Below are 21,440 nucleotides of genomic sequence, written 5' to 3'. Positions count from 1 at the left end.
TCCGTTCACGTTCGTGTTATAATCCCTCGGGCGCAGTATGCCCCGCTTCGTCGCCACGCATTTGCATACTCGTGAGGACGCCATGACCCAGCCCAAGCTGCATGAAGCCGTTGCCGACCATACCTGGCTGCATTTCTACCAGATGCAGAACCTGATCGACCAGCCGCCGCTCGTCATCACGCGCGGCGAGGGTTCCACCGTGTATGACCAGCACGGCAAAGCGTATATCGACGCGCTGGCCGGCCTGTTCTGCGTGAACGCCGGCTATGGCCGCAAAGAGATCGCCGACGCCATGTACGCGCAGGCGCTCAAGATCCACTACGTCTCGTCGTTCAGCTATCCGAATGAGCCGGCCGTGCAGGTGGCCGAGCAGTTGGCGGAGCGCGCGCCGATCGTCGGCAACCGTGACGCGCGCGTGTTCTTTGTCAGCGGCGGCAGCGAGGCGGTCGAGTCGGCGCTGAAGATCAGCAAGCAGTACCAGCGCGCGCGCGGCTTCGCGGGGCGCTACAAGACGATCTCGCGGCGGCTGGCCTACCACGGCACGACGATGGGCGCGCTGTCGGTGACCGGTCTGAGCGGCGTGCGCGCACCGTTCGAGCCGCTGGTGCCCGGCGCGCGGCACGTGCCGATGGCGCTGGAGTACCGCTGCCCGTACTGCGCGCGCGAGTCGCAGTGCAACCTGTCGTGCGTGCGCGAGATCGAGGCGCTCGTCGAGCAGGAGGGCGCCGAGACGATCGCGGCGATCATCCTGGAGCCGGTGCAGAACTCCGGCGGCTGCATCGTGCCCGCGCCCGACTACTACCGCCGCGTGCGTGAGCTGTGCGACCGCACCGGCATCGTCATGATCATGGACGAGGTCATCTGCGGCTTTGGCCGCGTTGGGCACTGGTTCGGCACCGAGCACTGGAACGTCAAAGCCGACATCATCACCTGCGCCAAGGGCCTGACCTCGGGCTACTCGCCGCTCGGTGCGGCGATCGTGCGCAAGGATATCGCCGACACGTTCCTGGGCGCGGAGTCGAAGAAGTTCATGCACGGCATCACGTTCGGCGGGCATCCGGTCAGCGCGGCCGCGGCGCTGGCCAACCTGGCAATCATCGAGCGCGAGAACCTGCCGCAGCGCGCGCAGGAGTCCGGCGCGTACCTGATCGGCGCGCTGCGCGAGGCGCTCGACCACCAGAAAATCGTGGGCGACATTCGCGGGCTGGGCCTGTTCATCGGCATCGAACTGGTCAAGGACAAGGCGACCCGCGAGTCGCTGCACGGCGAGGCCAACATGGCGTGGCTGTCCGACCAGTTGCTGGCGAACGGCGTCATCTGCCGCGCCGACGACCGGCTGGATCCGGTGATCCAGTTGTCGCCGCCGCTGGTCATTACGAAAGAGGAGATCGACCGCGTCGTCAGCGTACTCGACGACGTCATCGGCCGCCTGGAGACGCGCGTCTGATACGGCGATCCGCGAATAACGCGAATCAACGCTAATCAAAACTCATTCGCGAAGATTCGCGTTATTCGCGGATACGATGTTTCCGCGCGGAATATCTAACTGTGAACGACTCAACCAAGAATGATAACGATCTACCGGCCAGCCGCAAGCGCATCCCCGGCAGCAGCATCATCATGGCGACGTTCGGCTTCCTGATCGTCGGGTTCGCTTTCACGGTCGGCTGCACGATCTGGAGCCTGACGCGCGCCGGGGAGCACCCGGAACGCGAACTGGAGATGGCGCTGTTGTGGCTGGGCGTGCCATTGCTGGCGGCCGGGCTGCTGTTGTGGGGGGCCGCGGCGCGTTATCGCGCCGCCAACCGCGCGAACCTGAAGGACGGATGAGCGACACGCAATTCACCAACCGGCTGGCCCATGAGACCAGCCCGTATCTGCGCCAGCACGCGCACAATCCGGTCGACTGGTACCCGTGGGGGCCGGAGGCGTTGGAGCGCGCGCGCCGCGCGGACAAGCCGATCCTGTTGAGCATCGGCTACGCGGCCTGCCACTGGTGCCACGTCATGGCGCACGAGTCGTTCGAGGACGAGGCGACCGCGCGTTATATGAACGAGCACTTCGTCAATATCAAGGTCGACCGCGAAGAGCGTCCCGACATCGATGCCATCTACATGCAGGCGGTGCAGACGATCAGCGGGCACGGCGGCTGGCCGATGACGATGTTCCTGCAGCCGGACGGCAAGCCGTTCTACGGCGGCACCTACTACCCGCCCGCGCCGCGCCACGGCTTGCCGTCGTTCCGGCAGGTGCTGGAGAGCATCGCCTCCGCGTACGAGAAGCGCAAGGAAACGGTCGCGCAGACGGCGGCCGAGCTGATGCAGCGGCTGCAGTCACAGGCGCAGGTCCAAATGAAACGCGAGGATCTGAACCGGCTGATTCTCGACGATGCGGTGGTGTCGTTCGAGCAGAGTTTCGACCGCGTGCATGGCGGCTTTGGCGGCGCGCCGAAGTTCCCGCAGCCGATGAACCTGGAGTTCATTCTGCGCGCGCATCACCGCACGCGCTATCCCGGCGCGCTGGCGATCGTCGAGCAGACGCTGCAGGGCATGGCGCGCGGCGGTATGTACGACCAGATCGGCGGCGGGTTCCACCGCTACTCCGTGGACGCGCAGTGGCTGGTGCCGCACTTCGAGAAGATGCTGTACGACAACGCACAGTTGGCGCGCGTCTATTTGCACGCGTTCCAGGCGACCGGCAATCCGTTCTACGCGCAAATCGTCGCCGAGACGCTCGACTACGTGGCGCGCGAAATGACGCACCCGGACGGCGGTTTCTACGCGACGCAGGACGCCGACAGCGAGGGCGTCGAGGGCAAGTTCTACGTCTGGACGCCGGATGAGATCGCGGCGGTGCTCGGGCGCGACGACGCGCGCATTGTGTGCGCCTACTACGACGTGACGGAGGCCGGCAACTTCGAGGAGCACAACATCCTGAATGTCCCGCAGGACGCGGAGGCCGTTGCGCGCGAGTTGAAACTGCCGGTCGAGCGGCTGCGCGCGGTGGTCGCCGCGGCGAAGCCGAAGCTGTACGCGGCGCGCGCGCAACGCATCTGGCCCGGCCGCGACGAGAAGGTGTTGACCGCATGGAACGGCATGATGCTCTGCGCGTTCGCCGAGGCATCGCGCGTGCTGGATCGCGCCGACTACCGACAGATTGCCGAGCGCAATGCGGAGTTCGTCTTGCGCACCCTGAGTGCGCCTGGCGATGGCCCGCGCCGGCTGCTGCGCACATGGAAGGATGGGCAGGCCAAGCTCAACGCCTACCTTGAGGACTACGCCAATCTGGCGGACGGTTTCATAACCTTGTACGAGGCGACGTTCGATGCGCGCTGGCTGGCCGATGCGCGTTCGCTGGCGGCAGCGATGATTGCGCGCTTCTGGAGCGACGCGACCGGCGGCTTCTATGACACCAGCGACGATCATGAAACGCTGATCACCCGCCCGCGCGACCTGTTTGACAACGCCACGCCATCGGGCGGCTCGGTGGCGGCGGGCGTCCTGCTGAAACTGGCTGCGATCGACGGCGATGAGGATGCGTCGCGTCGCGTTGTCGAGTCGCTGAAGGGCGTCAGCATGTTGATGCGCCGCTACCCCAGCGGGTTCGGGCAGTGGCTCGGCGTGCTGGACTTCTATCTCGCGCAGCCGCGCGAGATCGCCTTGCTGGGCGACGCCGGCTCTGCCGCGCTGCAGTCGCTGGCGGCGGCCGTGTTTCGGCCGTATCTGCCGAACCGGATCATCCTGCACGCGCCGGATGAGCAGGGCGCAACGGCATACCCGTTGCTGGAAGGCAAAACATTGTTCGGAGGCCGCGCAACGGCTTATGTCTGCGAGCACTACGTCTGCCAGGCGCCAGTGACCGACCCGCGCGAACTCGAAGAACAGTTGCGTGCCTGATGGTCAATCGTTGGCCGTAGAGTCTCAGGGGTTTTCAATGACGGAATTGGCCCTCTCCCTAACCCTCGCCCGCGACGCAAAAACGGCGTCGCAGGCGAGGGAACTTGCTTTCTGTATTTCATGTGCTCTGATCGTGCCGCTGTTTGGGATTTGGATTTTGGGACTTGGGATTTAACTCGCTCATGTTTCGTTTGCTTGTTCACGGGCTGCTGGCGCTGACGGTGCTGTCGAGCGCCTGCGCGCCCACGCCATCTTCGGCCGGGCCGGCCGCGACCGCCTCGTACGAAACGACGGTTGCGCCGCTACCTTCGCATACGACGTTTCCGTCCACCGTGCCATCGCCGCAGCCATCACCGCCGGCGGCGCCCGGCTCGACGACGGCGCCCACTCGCGTGCCGACGGCCGCGCCCGAGGCGGCACGACCCACCGCGATTCCTGCGCCCAACTGCTCCACTACGGCGCCGCCCCCGGTTGCTGCCAGCGGCGAATATGTGACGGCGGTCGCCGCCGCGCCGGAGCGCGCCTGGGCGGCCGTCTACTCGCCCGCGCTGACGCGCACGACGATCTACATCTCCGACGATGCAGGGCGCACCTGGGCGAGCGCGCGCTTCTCTAACGAGTACGTCAACGACATTGTGGCGTCGCCCGTGTATACCCGCGATGCCAGCGTCTTCGCGGTCGGCTCGGGCGGCGTCTATCGCTCGTTCAACGGCGGCACCAGTTGGGCGGGTCTGACGCCGAGTGGCTGGTACACGACGGGCATTGTCTCGCGGCATTTCGCGCTGTCGCCGTCGTTTGGCACCGACCGCCTGATGCTGTTCGCCAGTGCGTCGGCCCCGCGCGGCGTGTATGCCTCGTTCGACGGCGGCGCATCGTGGCGCGACTGGCTGGTGGACGCCGTGGATGGCCTGTTCGTCTCGCCGAACTACGGCATCGACCGGGCGGTCTGGGCGTCGCGCAATGACGCTCTGACCTTCCGTCGCGATGTGATGGTGACGACCACGCAGGGCGATACCTGGGAGTTCGTGCATGCCGGGTCGGCGTTCCCGGCCGGGGTTTCGCCGGCGTACGCGCAGGACAGCACGATCTTCTGGCGCGACCTGGCGGGCGCGCTGTACGTCTCGCGCAACAGTGATCGCGTTTTCCCGTCAATCGCAAAAGCGCGCGCGGAAGCGCTGGCGATCTGGCAGCGCATGCCGGGGCAGGGCTGGGTTACGGCCGGGGACTACCCGGTGCGCGCGGTGGCGTTCTCGACCGGTTTCGGCCGCGACCGCACGGCGTTCGCGCTGGCCGACTCGGCGCCACTGGTCACGCGCGACGGCGGCCTGACCTGGCAGCCACTGTGCTACTGGAGCGCCGACCCGCAGGCGGCTGGCGCGCCGCGCTTCAACCGTCTGGCCGTCTCGCCCGATTCGGGGGCCAGCCCGGTGCTCATCGCCGGCGGGACGGGCGCGCGGGTCGCTGTCTCTCGCGATGGCGGGCAGTCCTGGTCGCTCGTCGCGCTCAAATGAACGGCGCTTGTGCTATAATGCGAGCGTGCCGGCGTTGAATAGCCTGCGCCTGCGGTTCCTGCGCTGGGCCTTTTATCACTTTTACAACTCGTTCGCATTCACGTACGATTTCGTCAGCGCCGTGATTTCGCTGGGACACTGGCGGTCCTGGTGCGATGCGGCGATCCCGCACCTGCGCGGCGCGCGCGTGCTGGAGATCGCCTTCGGCACGGGCAGCCTGCAGCTCGACATGCGAGCAGCGAACATCGAGCCGTTCGGAGCGGACCTGTCGCTGGAGATGGCGCGCATCACGGCGGGCAAACTGCGCCGCGCCGGGCATCGCCTGCGGCTGGCCCGCGCGAGTGTGCTGGCGCTACCGTACCCGGCCGGTACATTCGACTCGCTGGTGCTGACGTTCCCGCCGAACTTCCTGCAGTCGCCGCAAGCGATCACCGAGATGGCGCGCGTGCTGGCGCCCGGCGGGCGCATCGTCATAGTGGACGCCGGATGGCTGGACGGGCCGCCCGCGCTCGGCGCGCTGATCAATCTGGCGTTTCGCTTCACGGGCACGTCCGACATTGGCGACGAGCGCGCCCGGCCGCTGCGCCAGGCCGGCTTTGACGTGCAGGTGCTGCGCACCGGCGATGCGCGCAGCCATGCGCAAGTTCTGATTGCGACCAAAAACAACCCTATACCGCTCAAAGGAGGCAATGATGCCTGACCGACCGATTGACAGCGATACCGGCAATCCCATGAGCCTGCGCGACATTTCCGCGTACGGCGCGTCGATTCAGCGCGCCAGCGGCCTGCCGCCCGGCACCCGCTACTGGAAGATTGTCGACGCCTACCATTTGAGCGGCCGCCAGAACCGTGGCAACCGTAACCTCAACGTGGACGTGCTCGCCATGGACGGCACGCGCCGTTATGGCGCCAAGTGCCGCCTGGTCTGGGCCGGGCGCAGCGCCGACCTCACGATCGACAAGCCCGGCAACGAGCCGGGCACCAGCACGCCGATGTATGCCGGGAACTTCTACGACATTGAAGCGCTGGGCATGCCGTCGGACAAGGCGGTCGGCTTCGGCACCGAGCACCCCGACGAGGAAGCCGGCAACACCTTCGGCCACCACTCCTTCATGGTCGTCTTCCGCGAGGCGCTGTTTGAAGGCGACGCCGCTCCGGCCAACGGCTCGATTCGCGGCACGCTGACAAACGGCGCGGGACGGAGCGTCTTGCTCGCGGGCGGCAACGTCAACACCAGCGCAATAGCCGGCGCGGATGGGGCGTTTGCGTTTGATGACGTGCCGCCCGGCGCATACACGCTGACCGTGGCGGGCACGGCGGTCAGCGCATCCGTGACGGTCGTCGCGGGGCAGACGGCCAGCATAACGCTGACGGTGCCCGCCGATATACCGCCACCCGATGACACGGCCGACCTGCAGCGCCAGATCGCGGAGTTACAGGCGCAGGTTGCGTCGCTGACCAGCCAGTTGGCGGCGGCCAACGATGCGCATGCCAAAGCGGCCGGCGTGCTGGCCCAGATCAAGCAGGTCATTCAGAACGCGGGCATGTAGACGCGGTCCGCCGGTTTAGTCCGATCAGCAGACACGCCCGTGACACCCGTCACGGGCGCATCTATTCACCCTGGGGAGGGGATCCGATGCCCAAGCGCAAGCAACCGTGGCCATTCGAGGACGTCAAGCGGCTGATCTTCGTCGCCGCGCACCCCGACGATCTGGAGACGATCGCCGGCGGGTCGATTCACATGATGGCGCAGCGCGGCGTCGAGGTGATCGAGGTGCTCTGCACCGACGGCAACATCGGTACGCATGACACGAAGCGCTACACGCGCGCGTCGCTGGCCCGCACGCGCCGCAAGGAGGCGCGCGCGGCGGCCGCGTACCTGGGGATCAAGGACGTGGTGTTCCTCGGGCACGACGACGGCGAACTGGAGCCGTCACTGGAACTGCGCGCGCAGATCGCGAAGCAGTACCGCATCTTCCAGCCGGACACGCTGATGACGTTCGACCCGCAGGTGGGCGGCCATCCCGATCACCGCGCGGCGGGCCGGGCCGCGATGGATGCGCTCATTCCGGCCTCAATGCCGCTCTATCGCCCGGAGCAGCTCAGGCGCGGCGTCCGCCCGAGCCAGGTCAAACGCCAGTTCCTGTTTGGCGGGCGTGCCGGCGCGCCCGAAGAGCTGCACGTGGATGTCTCGCACCTGTGGGATGTGCGCATGAACGCGATGCGCCTGCATGAGTGCCAGTTCGGCCACCCGGAGTTCAATTTCGACTGGCTGGAGAATTGGATGCAGGCGCAGGGCAAGCCGATCGGCGTGAAGTACGCGGAGAAGTTCTACCGAGCGTGAGATTTAAACCCTTCGGGTCTTCAAGACTCGAAGGGTAATATTGTTTTGTGATGAGTATGTCCCCAAGCGATTGTTGTATGTTTCAGCACTATATAGCAATCGCCGCCCTCCCCAATCCCCAATCAGCTTTTCCCCTTCGCCCCGCGCGCGGGAGAGAAGGGGCCAGGGGATGAGGGGGTGACAACCGCACTTGCTACCAGTTCTGGGGGCATGCTCAAACTGAAACAGTATAATCCCTAACGCGGGAAGCCCATCGGCGCCATGCGCGGTTCCATCGCGCGCGCAATCTGTGCGGCCGTGCGCGCGTTGTTGTCTAGCAGCGCGATGTTGGCGCGCAGGGTTGCGCCGTCGCTGAACTCGGCGAGGCGCGACAGCAGGAACGGCGTCAGCGCGCGCCCCGTGATGTTCTGCTGTTCCGCCTCGGCCAGCGCCCGATCGAGCGGCCCCTGCAGTTGCTCCATCGGGATTTCCGCCTCCGGCGGGACCGGCACGGTCACCAGCACCGCGCCGTGCATGTCCAGCGCGCGCCGCGCGCGCAGGATCGCAACGACATCCTCGGGCTTGTCGGCGCGCACGTCGACCGGCAGGCCGCTGCGGCGCGAGTAGAACGCCGGGAACTCGTCACACTGGTAGCCGACGACCGTCACCCCGTACGTCTCCAGCCATTCGCGCGTGGCCGGCAGGTCGAGGATGATCTTGGCTCCCGAGCAGACGACCACCATCGGGATGCGCGCCAGCTCGGGCAGGTCGGCGGAGATATCCGGCAGATGCCCGCGATGCACGCCGCCAATGCCGCCGGTGGCGAACACCGAGATGCCCGCGCGCGCGGCGATCCACATCGTCGTCGCCACGGTCGTGGCACCGTCCTGGCCGCGCGCAACCGCCACGGGCAGGTCGCGCCGGCTGACTTTGCGGATGCCATCATCGTTAGCCAGGTGCTGTAACTGCGCGTCGGTCAGTCCGGCGTGCAGGCGGCCGCCCAGAATGGCGACCGTGGCCGGCAGGCCGCCTTCGGCGCGCACAACCGCTTCCAACCGCCGCGCGGTCGTCAGGTTCTCCGGGCGCGGCAGGCCGTGCGCGATGACGGTCGATTCGAGTGCCACCACGCCGCGGCCGGCGGCAATGGCCGCCAGCAAGTCGGCCGGGACCTGGATCGGGAAGCGAGTAGGCATAGTTCAGGCGGCTGAGCCGTTCTCTGGTGAAGTGTTGTCGCCGTCGATAGCGCCCATCTCGCGCAGCAGCGCGTAGACTTCCTCCGGCATGAAGCGATATGCGCGCGGGTCAAGCGCCATGCGCTCCATCGCCTCGATGGCGCGCAGCATCGGCATGGTCTCGCGGCCGGCCGGCGTCATCGAGATATTGTCCAGGAAGCGCAGGAGCGGCGCCAGCTTCGGCACCTGCGCCTCGGCCCGCGCAGCGCCCTCCGCCTCGATCGCGTTCGTGGTTCCTTCCGCCAGCGCCAGCCGCAGCACGTTGTCCCAGTGTGCTTGCCAGTTCTCGAAATGCTGGTCGAGGATGCCTTGCGCCTCCGGCATATCGAATCTGAACGACGAGAAGCGGAGTCCGAGTAGTTTGGCGCCATTGCGCGCCAGGACGGTTTCGGCCGCAGTCGTCGCCTCGCGCTGCACGCGGCGGCGCATCGAGCGCTCCAGACGCGGCCCGGCGCTATCAGGCTCGCCCGGCAGGCAGATTTCATCGAAGCGGCAACTGGCGATGACGGCGTCGATTTCGCCCATGCCCTGCCGCACAATCACGTCGCTCCAGCGCGACTGCTCGCCGTTCTCCAGCACGGTCAGCGGGTAAACGGCCAGCCGCACCGCGTCCGGCGAGAACACGTAGCGCGGCAGCGACTGGTGGGTGCGCGGCTCGGTGAAGCGCTCTAAGAACTTCTCGATCGCGCTCGGCCGCACGATCGCCGCGCGCGGCACGCTGGGGTCGCCGATGATGCGGAACTCGATCTCGACCTCGTACTCGACCGGGATGCCATCGCGCGTGAAGACCCGCGAGGTCGTGGTGCGCACCTGCCGGCGTAGATCGGCCACACCGGCCACGCGTTCGCAGCGGTCCAGCAGGTATCCGCCAACGCCGACGGCGCGCGTGAAATGGCCGAAGCGGTCGAGCACGGCCGCGCTGTGCTCATCCACCATGAGCACGGCCGGTCCGCCCATATGGATCGCGTGGGCGGACGAATCCTGCGTGATGGCGCCGTTGACCACGCGCACGAAGCTGGCGGTGCTTTCTCCGTCGGCGCTATTGCGATGCAGCGCAAACAACAGCGTGTTGAACGTGCCGGCCAGCATGAACGGCAGGCCGATCAGAACCACGATGGCGGCGACGGCCGCGAACGGCGCAACGGTCTGCAGCAGTTGGAGGGTGGCGGTCGGTTCCATCACGAGCCCCCCTGCCCGGTCGCGGCATCCGGCCTGGGAGCCGCCGGCGGCATGCCCGCCCGGCGCGAGAACATCATTTCCAGCGCCGTCGCCAGGCGCAAGGCGACGAGCATGCGGCGGTTGCGCTCGTCCACGCTCTTGAGGCCGGTCAGCATGCCGGCCAGGATGCCCAATTGCGCCTTGCTGCGCGCCACATCCATCTGCTGCTCGACGAGCGCGGTCGCCTCGGCCGCTTGCGTGGTTACAACGGTTTGCCGCGTGGCGCGCCAGTTCAGCACCCGCTGCTGCGTCACCCGCACATCGGCCGGCATGATCTTTGTCACGCCCGCTGCGATCAACTGAATCCCCTTGCCCTTGAGCGGTTCGCGGATCGCTTCGGCGATCTCCGCGCCAAGCTTGCGGCGCATGTCCATCGGGTGGAAGCCGTCGCTGTCGCCGCGCGGTGCGTACAACTCGTCGAGCGTGTAGGTCGAAATCGCCTGGAGCGCAGCATCACGCCCAAGCGTCACGGGCAGCGTTGTCCAGTCGTGCGTCTCGCCCTGTTTTGCGCCGACGCGCTCGGCCATGACGGCGGCGTACACGGACTGCTCGTAGAAGCGGAAGAAATTGTGCTCGTCCAGCGCCGGGTCCGGATCGCGATCGATCTGGAAGATCGTCCAGAGATTGGCATTGACGAACAGGCCGTCGCGTGTCTGCGCCAGCAGCGCCACCGAGCGCATCTGCCGCCGCAGGTCGATCGCCTCGTGCACGCGCGCCGGCTCGCCGCCGTCGCCGTATACCGGCACGGACTCGAGCGCCTGCGTGAAGTGTACGCCGGGGCCCAGCACGCGATGGTGGTAGGAAAACTGTTTGGTGACCAGCACGCTGTGGCCGTCTACCAGCACGATACCGGGCAGCAAACCGGCGCCGCTCGGGATCGTGCGGCGCGTCGTGACATTCTCGATGAGGTATGAACTGCGCTGCCAGCCGAGGAGCCAGCCGATGAAGGCCATCCAGCCATAGATGCGGTCTGACCGCGTGGCATACGGCAGGCGCACCATATACAGTGAGGCGGCAAATGACGCGAGCACGAACAACGCCGCGCCCGCCGCCAGGATGCCAAGCCCCAGCAGGAACGGCGAGGTGAGCAGCGCGGACACAGCCAGCGCACCGAGCAGTCCCCAAATCACCCCGCCGCGGCGGCCTGTGTCGGCCAGCGGGCCGGCATGGTGGGTCACAATCCTGTTAATCTTTCGTTTCATGGGCAACCAGGTGCCGGTCCGACCGGCGCGGGCGTGCACAATGCGCTCTCCGGCCGCTGCGGTGCATCGCGTCAAGGCGGCGAAACGCGGCCGATTACTGTCCTGATTCTAGCGTGTTTTACGGGCGGCTTCAAGTGCTGCAGCAATTCTCATTTTGGCCTTGGGCGGGTACTTTCCATTGCCAGCTTGCTATGAACTGGCCCCCCTGGTGCTTGTCACGCATGCTGGCTCGACAAGAAAGCGGCGTTGCCCTCCCCGTTAGCTTTTCCCCTGCTCCCCCGCGCGCGCGGGGGAGCAGGGGCCAGGGGATGAGGAGGCCACCTGGCGGCCGACTCCAAAATGAGAATTGCTGCAAGTGCTGGCTGTGAGACGCACGCGGTATACCGACGAACTGTCGGAACTCTGCAGTCCGTCATGCCGGCGTGTAGTAAGCCGGCATCTATATCCGCATGTGGCAAACGTCCAGGCCGTGGTTGTCCAGACGGGATTCCGGCTAAAATCGCGCCGGAATGACGGGTTGTCATGCCGCGGCTGGCTTCTTGCCCTCCGACAGTTTTCCAGTATACCTCATGCTACTGACCAATACACAATAGAGCGCAAAGCACGCACCACGGGGCACCCTCATCCGAGGGTGCCCCGTGGTCGTTCTCTGTGCGGCGTCCGTCGCGCGTTACAGGCCGATGGCCGCCAGGTTGTCCAGCACCTGCCCGATCGCGAGCGTCAACTCTGCATGCTCGTCTTCAAAGTGCTCAATCGCCGCCGTCAGTTGCTCGCGCAGTCCGTGGACGTGCTGCGCTTCCGGCGCGCCGGGTTGGGCGAGCGTCGCCTGCACGCCCGCCTGCAGGTCGGCCAGTGCCTGCTGGGCCTTCTCGCCGTTCGGCTGAGTCTCCGCGGCCCGGTCACGCAGATTTTCCAGCGACTGGCGCAGCGGGTTCTGTGGTTGGCTCATGGCGTCGTCCTTTCCATCGAGGCTGGCGGGCCGTCGTCGCGCTACCAGGGCTCGAAGCAGTCGTAGTTGCGCTGGCGGGCAATCCGGCCATCGCGAAATTCGAGAAAAATTGCGAAGTGGGCGCGCAGGCTGCCGCCCGCGGGGAGCGTGCCGAACGGTATGGCCAGAATGCCGCTCCAGACGACTTCCAGCGCGACTTGATCGCCGGAGGCAAGCGCGTTCTGGATTTCGTAGCGCTGCGCCGCGATGACCCGCTTCCCGCGCGCCGCGGCCGCCTGCATCGCCGACAAGTCCTGCTGTGATCCGTTAGGCGCCAGCCGGTTGGGTTTTTCCTCAAAGACCACGTCCGGCGTGAAGAACGCCGCGAGCAATTCGCCTTCGGCGCCGTGCTCGATGGCGGCCAGGTAGCGGCGTACAAGCTCCAGATTGGACGATTCGCTGGACATGTTCAGATCCTCCATGCCATCTGCTGAACGGTCGACAATCTGAGTATAGCACACGTCGGGCGACCATGCCCGCCGGTCGGTGCGTCCGCTTTTCATGGCTGCGCGCTTTCCTATCCGTTCTCCCCGATCCACACCGGTTCAATCCACGCCGCCAGATCAGGCCAGCGCTCATCACTGGCGCCATCGTCGTGCGCCCAGAAGACAACCTCGCTCGATCTGCCACTGGCGCGCATGCAGTCGTAGTCGCCGTTGCCCCCGCAGATCGCCAGCACCAGTTCGGCATGCTCGTCCTCGAAGCGCTCGCTGACGGCGGCAACTGCTCGCGCAGGCCGCGTGCGTGGTGCGGCTCCGGCTCGCCCGGCTGTTCGAGCGTGGCCCGCCCGCCCGCACATCGCTCCTTTCCGGTCGTCCAGCGTCTGTCGCCGCGTTCAGTGGTTAGGCGGTTTCCGGGGTCGCGCTAATCGTTCAGCCCCTTGCCTTTGAGGATTGGCTGCGTGTACTTTTCAATGCGCGACAGCCGGGTTTTGGATTGCTTGGGCGCGGAGAAGTAGAGGAGATACGCTCGTTGCCGCCCCGGAGTCAGCGCATCAAAGGCCTTTTGCAAGGCCGGGTTCTCATCCAGCGCGCTGCGGAACTCGTCGGGCATCTTGAACTCGGCCGTCGGTTTCATGGCGACTTTGAGGCCGGACTTCTCCGCCTCGATCGCCTCGCGGATATAGGCTTTCAGGGTGGATCGCAGTTTGGCGATCTCCTTGACGCTCTTGAACCGAACCTGGCGGGCCGACTGCACGTTCTCCGTCTGGATGATGAGAATGCCCTTGGCATCCTTTAGCAGAGCGCCTTTGACGAACAGGAGCGCGCAGTATTCCTTAAACCCGTGCATCAAAACAATGTTCTTGCCCTCCAGCGTGTAGCACGGCACGCCCCATTTCAGTTCCTCGGCAAGCTGGCTCTCCAGCACAATCGCGCGCAGTTGCTCAAATTCGGCCTGCCACTGGCCGGCCCGCTCGATAAATGCATCCACTTTCGGATTCATGCGTTTGCTCTCTCCCTGTGTGCGCCTGCGCAGCATCGTCGACGTTGTGCGGCCTCATGGTCATTATGGCCGCGCAGTCGGTTGGCTGTAAACGGCGCGGCTGCCGGTGATTACCCGCATCGTCCTGACCGCGCGAGTTTCCCAAACCGGCGCGGTCTTCCTCGCCTACCCGTTCTCCCCGATCCACACCTCCGCGATCCACGCGTCGAGGTCGGGCCAGCGCTCGTCGGTGCTGCCGTCGTGCGACCAGTAGATCACCTCGCTCGACTTGCCGCTGGCGCGCATGCAGTAATAGTCGCCGTTGTCCTCGCAGATCGGCAGCAACCGCTCCGGCAAATCCATCGATTCGTGCGCCTCGTCGGCCATGTCGACCAGGTACAGCCGCTCGGCGTCAGGCGTGACCTGCGCCGCTTCCAGCGCGCCGAACGTTACGTCGCTCGCCTCCAGCAGGAAGCGGCGATAGTCCTGGTGAAAGCACACACCGAGCGCGCGCTCGGCCGCGCCGCGCTTGCAGTACGGGACGTCATGGTTCCCCCTCCCCAGGGAGATCAACTAGTCGCTAGTTGCTACTTGATTGCCAGCGCGTTGGGCGGACTGGCCACGCCGCCCAGCTTGTTCAGCGGCGCAGACGTAAAGAAGAACTCGTGCACGCCGTCCGCGGCGCAGGCGGCGGCGAGCGGTTCGAGGTTGAACATCTCGCCGAGCGGCAGGCCGAACAGCGGGATCAGCGTGCGATGCAGAAAGCCGAACTTCGGATCGGGCGGCCACGCCTCGACCGAGGTGTTGTCCGAGGCGACCGCCGCAAAGTGGTTGTCCCACAGGAAGCGCAGCGTGTCCTCGTTCTGCGCCAGTCCGGGGCAGGTGAACGCCGTCGAGTGTCCCAAATCGAACCGCGCCTTGTCGGACTGGGCGAGGTACCACTCCATCCAGCCGGTACGGAAGAGCAGGATGTCGCCGGTCTGGAACGTCACAGCCTGCGACCGGGCGGCTTCCTGAATCTGCGCGACCGTGATGCGGTAATCGCTGCCGGCGTCGTACGTCACGCCGCCGGCGCGCGCCCAGCGCGCAAAATCGACCAGCACGCCGCGCCCGGCGATGCCGCGCCGCGCCCAGTGCTCGATACCGTTGCGCGTGCCCGGCTCGCCGGTGATCTGCTCATTGGTCACGCCGTTATAGAAGCCGTAGTCGGGGTGCCCGACGTGCGTCAACCCGTCCCACTGCGTGCTGGCTTGCGTGTTGAAGCTGTCGTAGATGTCGTCATGCCCGGCGCCGCGCCGATTGGTGATCGTGTGGCGCAGGGTCTGGCGGAAAAAGAGCGGCGTGCTCGGCTTCTCCAGTTCCCAGTTGAGCGCGAACGTCACGCCCTTACGCACCAGTTTCGCGGCGGCGGCGACGCGCTCCGGCGTCAGCAGGTTGATTGTGCCGAGTTGGTCGTCATTGCCCCACAGCCCCCACGACGAGCGCGGCGGGTTGCCGGGTTTGAATGGCAGGTGGTCGAACGCAGGCAGGGATTGACTCATGGCTTTGTGCTCCGGATGGATTGCGGGCGACACCCGCTATTGGCGGAAATTATACCTGTGCCCGTACGTGGCGGCGAATAGCCGACGATGCTGCCACCCGTCGACAGGCTCAGGGTACGCGAGCGACGCAAGAACCACGACCAGTTCGCGGCACGCGACTGGCGCGGAGACGGCTTTCCGAATGGTTCATGCGCCGCCCATGTTTGGCGCGCCGCACCGCGCCGTCTATAATCGCGTCATCCCCCAAGCAAGGAGCGACAACATGGCACTGGTCAGACTGGTCGAATACGCCGACGCCGGCCCCGAGGTGCGCGCGGTCTATGACGATATCATGGCATCGCGCAAGGTGAAGGCGGTCAACAATTTCTGGAAGATGATCGCTACCTCGCCGTCCCTGCTGAAGCAGATGTGGGAGATGGTGAAGAACGCACTGAAGCCCGGGCGCATCGACCCGCTGACGAAGGAGATGATCGCCATCGCCGTCAGCGCGACCAACAACTGCGCGTACTGCCTGCATTCGCACACGGCCGCCGCGCAGAAGCTCGGGCTCGACGAGGAGATGCTGGGCGAGTTGTACACGGTGATCGCGGCGTTTAACGCCACCAACCGCGTCGCCAACGGTTATCAGATCGAGCCGGACGTGACGCCGACGTACCCGCGCTGACGCGATTCCCCTGTCCCGCTGGTGTCGGTACACTCGGTGCAGGCGTAAACGTGGCTCGCGCGCGTAAAATTGGATAGACCCACCGGGCATTGGAAACCCGGCGGGCCAGTGGCAAGACGCCAAATCACCGCGCGCTGTGAACCGCAGCCGTGGGCCGCGCCCGTCCGGCGGCTAGCCGCCCGCCTCGCCCAGTGCGAAGCTCAGCAGCAGCATCACCAGCACGAAGACGGTGATGCCGACGTACAGCCAGTCGCGCTGGCGCATGAACGCAGCGATCGACACCGCCACGCGCACGACCGGTATCGCGATCAGCACCAGCAGGCCCAGCGAGATCACGGCGTACGGCTTGAAGCCGAGCACGCCGCTCAGCACATCGCCGACGGTATTCGGAAAGTCGGGATGCCCTGCGCGGTACGCGATGATGCTGTCCAGGTCGTTCAGGTTGATCGTGTGGTAGCCGGTCTGGTCGGTCACAATGACCCCGACGATGCCGATCAGCACGATAACGAAGCTGATCAGCACGCCGATGCGCAGCAACTGCGCGATGAACAATTCGATCTTGAGAAGCTCGGCCGTCGTGTCGTGGACGGCATCACCATGCTCGTTCATATCAGAATTGGATCCCCAGGCCCTTCACCAGCATCTGCGCGGCCGTGAACACCAGGACGATGATAAACACCCAGCGCAACTGCGTGCTGCGCGTGCGCATCATGATGCGGGTGCCGATGGTCGCGCCGATCAGCACACCGAGCGCGACCGGCGCGGCGATGAACGGGTTGATCTGGCCGCGCATGAAGTAGACGCCCGCGCTGGCGGCCGCCGTCACGCCGATCATCAGGTTGCTCGTGGCCGTCGAGACCTTCATCGGCAGCTTCATCGCGATGTCCATGGCGGGCACCTTGAGCACGCCGCTGCCGATGCCGAGCAGGCCCGACACCGCGCCGGCCACGAACATGAGCGGCAGGCCGTAGCGCGCGCCGCGCACGTTGTACGTCACCTCCTGATGCAGCGCCGTATCGTAGTACGAGCTGCCCAGGTGCAGGAAGTTCGCCAGCGGCCCCATCTGGACGCCGACCGGCAGCTCGGTGTTGCGGCGGCGGAACATGGCCAGCGCGGAATACAACAGTACGAGACCGAACACGATGAACAGGCCCGGCCCGCCGATGTAGACGGCGACGAACGCGCCGGTGATCGCGCCGACGGTCGTCGCCATCTCCAGGAACATCGCGACCCGCATGTTGGTCACGCCGTCGCGCAGATAGGCGGCCGCCGCGCCCGACGAGGTCGCGATGACCGACACGATGCTCGCGCCGATGGCGTAATGGATGTTGATACCGAGCACCAGCGTCAGGATCGGCACCAGAATGGCGCCGCCGCCCAGACCGAGCAGCGCGCCGAAGATACCGGCGCCGACAGATACCAGAAACGTCGCCACTAGAAACACGATGACACTCATGACCTGCTCCCTCCCACGCGCCAAACAGCGCCTCACTCAAGCGGTCGGCATCACCACGACCGTTGCCGCCGGATCAGCGGCGGCGGCCGCGCGCCGGAAGCGCTCGACCTCGCCGCCGGGCAGCGTGCCGACCAGCACCGACGGCTGTCCGTCGCCGTTCATGGGCGACAGGTCGCACCCCAGGTCGGTGCGCACCCGCGCGCTGACGGCCGCGCCATTTGCCGATACGATGAGCGCGACAAAACGGCCGGCCCGTGGCGGCGCGGACGGCGGCGCGTGCTTCTTGCGCTCTTTGGTCAAATGCAGGCGCTCCATCAGGCTCTGCTCCGGCAACACCTCGCCCGGCGCATTCTGCAAGGCCGTCGTCGCGATGCCGGTGATGACCAGCAGCAGCGAAAAGAGCACGAGCGCGGAGATCACCAGTTCCCCCGGCAAGGTGCCAATGCGTGCATTGGCGACAAAGCTGCCCCACGTCACCGGCGCAGGAAACTCGAGGGCCTGCGGTTGAGTATAATTCTTGAACAGCCAGGCCAGGATCAGCACGGCGAAGATGGCGAAGTAGTTGCGGCGCAGGCGGCGGCCGACCGCTTCCCACGTGCTGATCGGGAACTTCGGTTTCAGCAGCGACGCTGCCAGCGCGCCGGCCCATTCCGGCGACGGCGCGAACGGCGGCACCAGCATCGCCGCGAAGAACTCCGTCTCCATCAGGCGCGTGCGCTGGCTCCACAACTCGTAGTAGCGGTAGCGGCGCGCCTCGATGAACAGGAGGATGACGATCAGCGCGATGTTCAGCAGGAGCAGGCCGTGATGGCGGCTCGGCTCGCTCAGCGAGAACGAGATTGCCGCGCCGGCGGTGATGATCGCCCAGTTGGTCGTCGTGTCGAGGCGGTTGCGCCAGGTGTTCGCGCGCTGGATTTCGGCGCGATAGAAGTGCACCATCGCGGTGTTGAACTCCGCAGGGCGCATCGTGTAGCCGCGGAAGGTCCAGACCGGCTCGTCGCCGGCCGGCGGGTGCGGCGTCGGGTTCGTATTGTTCATGGCCACGTGCCAATGCAGCGAAACTAACGCATGATCGCCGGCAGGAAGACCGGGGCCGGCAGGCTGTATTCTATGCGTGCATAGAAGAAGGAGCTATCGTCAGGCAAATTGACCTGCACGAAGTAAGCCTTGTTCTGGTCATCCACTGTCACATTGCCGAGCGAACCGGTGGCCGTGTGGCGGCCCCATGTGGTCTGCTCAGCACGGCCCAGTTCCGGGCAATTGATATCACCAATCGGGCACGCGAGCACAAGCACCTGTGTCTTGCTGCCGCCAACGGACACGACATCGCTATCGTTGGCAACCTGCGCCAACACCGCCCCGCTGGGTAGATGCAGGCCGGCCACGCCAATGCCATATGACGTATTGCGCACCACGGCATACGCGGCCCGTGTGATGGCGAAACTATCACTGTAAGAATGGAAATCCGCTCCCGAGAAGGTAATGTAGTACGGCCCGACCAGCGAAGCCGTCGCCGGCGCGCTCGCTTGCGCTTTCGGCGTCGACAGCATGATGCCGCCCAGCACCACCAGGCAGAGCAAGTTCGTCACCAGCACCAGCGCAACAACTTTTTTCGTCGTCATAAGTCAGTCCTTTCGCGTTCACGCCCCATCGGGCAAACCGCCAGCGGACGGCTCCTCGTCGCCCGGCGCGGCGAATTCCACGGGCACTCCCTCGCGCGCCTGCTGCTCCATCTGATCGAGCAGGCGGCGGGTCGTTTCGATGCGGCACTGCCAGAGCGTTGACGAAGCGGACCACACCGGCCAGCGCGCGGCCCACGCACCGTAGGCGTCGGCCCAGCTCTCGGTATCGGCGCGCAGGAGCGCAAGCAGGTCATACAGGCGGCCGCCCTCGCCCGCGCCGGTCAGCAGCCACTGCGCCACGTCGAAGCGCGACCCGAACGGCAGGCGCAGATCGAGCGAACGCGCCATGCTGCCGAGCCGCGCGCGCGACAGGAACAGGCCGCAGCGCGCCGGTGCCAGCAGGAAGCGCACGATGTCGCGCACGCGCACTTCGTCAGCGGACGCCACGCCACCGTCTGCCGGCAACGGCAGCCCGGCCACGGACGCCGCACGAGCGAGGCGCGCCTGCGCCTCGTCCAGCACCGCCTCGCGCGTCAAGCGTGCCAGCGCGCGATAGAACGCGTGCGCCGATGGATCGCGCTCGGCGGCGAAACAGCACAGCGGCGCCCACGCCGCCAGATGCGATAGGAACGACGCCGACGCCTCTGCCCGATCGCGGACCAGGTGCGACAGCAAGCCGAGGCAGAGGCCAAGATGGTCGGGCGCGCCAACCTCGGACAATTCGCGCGGCGCGTAACCGGCCTGCGCGAAAAGCGCCGCTGTCGATTGCGCCTCGGCCGTGTTGATCTCGCCCCAATGATCGGTGTACGCCGTGCCATACGGCCACACGTTGAGCAGAAAGAGGTCGGCGTAGGCCGGGGCCAACTCGGACGATTCGCCGCGCGGTTCCTGCGGCGCAAGCGCGCGCCACGCCGCAAGCGCTGCCGCGTCCGGCTCGTGCAGCCAGAGGCGCGACAGGCACGCCCAGCGCTCGGCGTCATTCATAGCGCGCGCAGCACCACCGCGAACCCGCGGGACACGAGAGACATGATTCGATTATAGCGCGGATTACGGGCGGACGCGGGTGAGAACTCACACTGGCGAGCAAGCGCCCGATGCGATCAGGATCGTCATGCCGGCACGTAGTAAGCCGGCATCCACTTCAATCACCAGCCCGCGAATTCTTGCGGTGCTCCGCCGAGTGGATTCCGGCCAAATTCATGCCGGAATGACGAACATGTTGTCACCGCCGGCGTGTGCTAGATGAACGTGAGCAGATTCGGCGGCAGATGGCCGGTGTCGTTGTGTGCCAGCAGCTGCGCCTCGCCGGTGGGAACGATCTGCACGATGCTGATACCGCACTGGTGGATGTCGAGGTTCATCCACAACTCACCGGGCGCGCCCAGCGCGCGCAGGACCAGCGCGCGGATCAGGTTGCCATGCGCGACAATGATTTCATGGCGCTCGCCGCGCGACGGCTTGAAGTAGCGGGCGAAGACGGCGTCGATCTGCGCCACGCCGTCGGCCAGTTCGTCGGCCGGCACATCGGCGAAGGACTCGTCCATGCCGGCCGGCATGCCCGGCAGGCACTCGCGCAGCATGCGGGTCGCGCGGCACGGCACATCCGGCAGCGCGGCGGAGATGATCTGCGCCGTTTCGGCGGCGCGGCGCAGGTCGCTGTGATGGATGGCCGCAATCGGCAGGCGGGCCAGTCGTTTTGCCGCGAGCTTGGCCTGGCGGCGGCCGAGCGCAGTCAGGCCGTTGGCCAGGTCGTCCGGCGAGTCCTGCTCAGGAATGTAGTTGCCGTGGCGGACGAGATAGAGTGTGCGCATGGGGTCTCCTTACTTCTTGAGGCGCACGGTGTACTCGGCGACGCGGCGGCCGAGCGCGCGCCCCTGGTCCAGATCTTCCGCCGTGATTTCGCCCGCCGCCGTTGCGCCGTAGTACGATCCGGAGCGCGCCATGACCGGTGTCCACGGCAGGCCGACAATGACCATGCCGTTGCCGAGCATCCAGTGCAGGACGGTGAGCAGGGTGAACTCGGTGCCGGAGTGCCGTCCGTCGCTTGCGGTGAACGCCGCGCCGACCTTGCCGGCGAGGACATGCTCCTCCCACAGGTCGCCCGTGTTATCGAGATACAGCTTGAGCGAGCCTTTAATGCCGGTCCAGTTCGGCGTGCCGATGATCAGCGCATCGGCGGCGACGAGGTCGGCTTTGGTCGTGCGCTTCGGCGTCTGCAACGATACCTCGGCGCGCTTGACCGACTGCGCACCCTCGGCGGTCGCCTGCGCGAGGTCGTTGACCATCTTTTTGTCCGGTGCGTAGAGGATGAGGATATGCGCTGGATTGGGCATAGCGGCAGATTCCTTTGGTCGGGTTTTGTGTC

At 66.2% G+C, this 21,440-nt stretch carries 24 protein-coding genes; 8 read left to right on the top strand and 16 right to left on the bottom strand.

Annotated features, from left to right (window positions below; all coding sequences use genetic code 11):
• Positions 1-82: 82 nt before the first annotated feature.
• The 7 genes from HZB53_01965 (at position 83) to HZB53_01935 (ending at position 7,751) form a co-directional block, all read left to right on the top strand.
• Positions 83-1,447 carry an aminotransferase class III-fold pyridoxal phosphate-dependent enzyme gene (locus tag HZB53_01965; protein ID MBI5876390.1) on the top strand — a complete coding sequence of 455 codons (1,365 nt, stop codon included), beginning with the start codon at positions 83-85 and terminating at the stop codon, positions 1,445-1,447.
• Between the two features lie 101 nt (positions 1,448-1,548).
• Positions 1,549-1,830 (top strand): hypothetical protein, encoded by a 282-nt coding sequence (locus tag HZB53_01960; protein ID MBI5876389.1) that lies wholly within the window; start codon positions 1,549-1,551, stop codon positions 1,828-1,830.
• The gene (locus HZB53_01955) at positions 1,827-3,896 is read left to right on the top strand and encodes a thioredoxin domain-containing protein (protein ID MBI5876388.1); all 2,070 of its coding nucleotides are present in this window, start codon (positions 1,827-1,829) and stop codon (positions 3,894-3,896) included. The genes HZB53_01960 and HZB53_01955 overlap by 4 nt, the downstream gene beginning before the upstream one ends.
• Positions 3,897-4,078: 182 nt before the next feature.
• The gene (locus HZB53_01950) at positions 4,079-5,407 is read left to right on the top strand and encodes an exo-alpha-sialidase (GenBank protein ID MBI5876387.1); all 1,329 of its coding nucleotides are present in this window, start codon (positions 4,079-4,081) and stop codon (positions 5,405-5,407) included.
• Positions 5,408-5,432: 25 nt separating this feature from the next.
• Complete coding sequence (locus tag HZB53_01945; GenBank protein ID MBI5876386.1) at positions 5,433-6,107, top strand: class I SAM-dependent methyltransferase; 675 nt, start codon at positions 5,433-5,435, stop codon at positions 6,105-6,107.
• Positions 6,100-6,957 carry a hypothetical protein gene (locus HZB53_01940; protein ID MBI5876385.1) on the top strand — a complete coding sequence of 286 codons (858 nt, stop codon included), beginning with the start codon at positions 6,100-6,102 and terminating at the stop codon, positions 6,955-6,957. The genes HZB53_01945 and HZB53_01940 overlap by 8 nt, the downstream gene beginning before the upstream one ends.
• Before the next feature lie 86 nt (positions 6,958-7,043).
• On the top strand, positions 7,044-7,751 hold the full coding sequence (locus HZB53_01935) for a PIG-L family deacetylase (GenBank protein ID MBI5876384.1): 708 nt from the start codon (positions 7,044-7,046) through the stop codon (positions 7,749-7,751).
• Between the two features lie 236 nt (positions 7,752-7,987).
• Here the strand turns inward: HZB53_01935 and HZB53_01930 are convergent, their stop codons facing one another.
• The 9 genes from HZB53_01930 to HZB53_01890 all read right to left on the bottom strand — a co-directional run bounded on the left by HZB53_01930 (position 7,988) and on the right by HZB53_01890 (position 15,333).
• The gene (locus HZB53_01930) at positions 7,988-8,923 is read right to left on the bottom strand and encodes a pseudouridine-5'-phosphate glycosidase (protein MBI5876383.1); all 936 of its coding nucleotides are present in this window, start codon (positions 8,921-8,923) and stop codon (positions 7,988-7,990) included.
• A gap of 3 nt (positions 8,924-8,926) precedes the next feature.
• Positions 8,927-10,144, bottom strand: a complete 1,218-nt coding sequence (locus tag HZB53_01925) for a hypothetical protein (GenBank protein MBI5876382.1) — start codon at positions 10,142-10,144, stop codon at positions 8,927-8,929.
• Positions 10,141-11,382, bottom strand: a complete 1,242-nt coding sequence (locus HZB53_01920; GenBank protein MBI5876381.1) for an SPFH domain-containing protein — start codon at positions 11,380-11,382, stop codon at positions 10,141-10,143. Before HZB53_01920 ends, HZB53_01925 begins: the two co-directional genes overlap by 4 nt.
• Positions 11,383-12,052: 670 nt before the next feature.
• The gene (locus HZB53_01915; protein ID MBI5876380.1) at positions 12,053-12,331 is read right to left on the bottom strand and encodes a DUF4404 family protein; all 279 of its coding nucleotides are present in this window, start codon (positions 12,329-12,331) and stop codon (positions 12,053-12,055) included.
• Positions 12,332-12,372: 41 nt separating this feature from the next.
• A complete protein-coding gene (locus tag HZB53_01910) occupies positions 12,373-12,777 on the bottom strand; it encodes a nuclear transport factor 2 family protein (GenBank protein ID MBI5876379.1) in 405 nt (134 codons plus the stop codon).
• 110 nt (positions 12,778-12,887) lie between these two features.
• The gene (locus HZB53_01905; GenBank protein MBI5876378.1) at positions 12,888-13,169 is read right to left on the bottom strand and encodes an SMI1/KNR4 family protein; all 282 of its coding nucleotides are present in this window, start codon (positions 13,167-13,169) and stop codon (positions 12,888-12,890) included.
• A gap of 65 nt (positions 13,170-13,234) precedes the next feature.
• On the bottom strand, positions 13,235-13,813 hold the full coding sequence (locus tag HZB53_01900; GenBank protein ID MBI5876377.1) for a YdeI/OmpD-associated family protein: 579 nt from the start codon (positions 13,811-13,813) through the stop codon (positions 13,235-13,237).
• Between the two features lie 165 nt (positions 13,814-13,978).
• Complete coding sequence (locus HZB53_01895; protein ID MBI5876376.1) at positions 13,979-14,356, bottom strand: SMI1/KNR4 family protein; 378 nt, start codon at positions 14,354-14,356, stop codon at positions 13,979-13,981.
• Between the two features lie 23 nt (positions 14,357-14,379).
• Complete coding sequence (locus HZB53_01890) at positions 14,380-15,333, bottom strand: cyclase family protein (GenBank protein MBI5876375.1); 954 nt, start codon at positions 15,331-15,333, stop codon at positions 14,380-14,382.
• A gap of 262 nt (positions 15,334-15,595) precedes the next feature.
• Here HZB53_01890 and HZB53_01885 point away from each other — a divergent pair, with 262 nt between their 5' ends.
• Positions 15,596-15,997 (top strand): carboxymuconolactone decarboxylase family protein, encoded by a 402-nt coding sequence (locus HZB53_01885; protein ID MBI5876374.1) that lies wholly within the window; start codon positions 15,596-15,598, stop codon positions 15,995-15,997.
• A gap of 171 nt (positions 15,998-16,168) precedes the next feature.
• Here the strand turns inward: HZB53_01885 and HZB53_01880 are convergent, their stop codons facing one another.
• From HZB53_01880 to HZB53_01850, 7 genes are all read right to left on the bottom strand, one after another.
• Positions 16,169-16,606, bottom strand: coding sequence for a DUF1634 domain-containing protein (locus tag HZB53_01880; protein MBI5876373.1), 438 nt, complete (start codon positions 16,604-16,606; stop codon positions 16,169-16,171).
• 1 nt (position 16,607) lies between these two features.
• Positions 16,608-17,453, bottom strand: a complete 846-nt coding sequence (locus HZB53_01875) for a sulfite exporter TauE/SafE family protein (protein ID MBI5876372.1) — start codon at positions 17,451-17,453, stop codon at positions 16,608-16,610.
• Between the two features lie 36 nt (positions 17,454-17,489).
• Positions 17,490-18,491 (bottom strand): DUF2270 domain-containing protein, encoded by a 1,002-nt coding sequence (locus HZB53_01870; protein ID MBI5876371.1) that lies wholly within the window; start codon positions 18,489-18,491, stop codon positions 17,490-17,492.
• A 23-nt stretch (positions 18,492-18,514) separates the two neighbouring features.
• Entirely contained in the window at positions 18,515-19,075 is a 561-nt protein-coding gene (locus tag HZB53_01865; protein ID MBI5876370.1) for a hypothetical protein, read from the bottom strand.
• Positions 19,076-19,093: 18 nt separating this feature from the next.
• Positions 19,094-20,059, bottom strand: coding sequence for a molecular chaperone TorD family protein (locus HZB53_01860; protein ID MBI5876369.1), 966 nt, complete (start codon positions 20,057-20,059; stop codon positions 19,094-19,096).
• 254 nt (positions 20,060-20,313) lie between these two features.
• Positions 20,314-20,886, bottom strand: coding sequence for a histidine phosphatase family protein (locus tag HZB53_01855; GenBank protein MBI5876368.1), 573 nt, complete (start codon positions 20,884-20,886; stop codon positions 20,314-20,316).
• 9 nt (positions 20,887-20,895) lie between these two features.
• Entirely contained in the window at positions 20,896-21,408 is a 513-nt protein-coding gene (locus HZB53_01850; protein ID MBI5876367.1) for an NAD(P)H-dependent oxidoreductase, read from the bottom strand.
• Between the last annotated feature and the right edge of the window lie 32 nt (positions 21,409-21,440).

This window comes from Chloroflexota bacterium, assembly GCA_016235055.1.
Taxonomy (GTDB): Bacteria; Chloroflexota; Anaerolineae; order JACRMK01; family JACRMK01; genus JACRMK01.
Note: the sequence above shows the minus strand (reverse complement) of the source record. Positions and strands in the feature narration are given on the sequence as shown.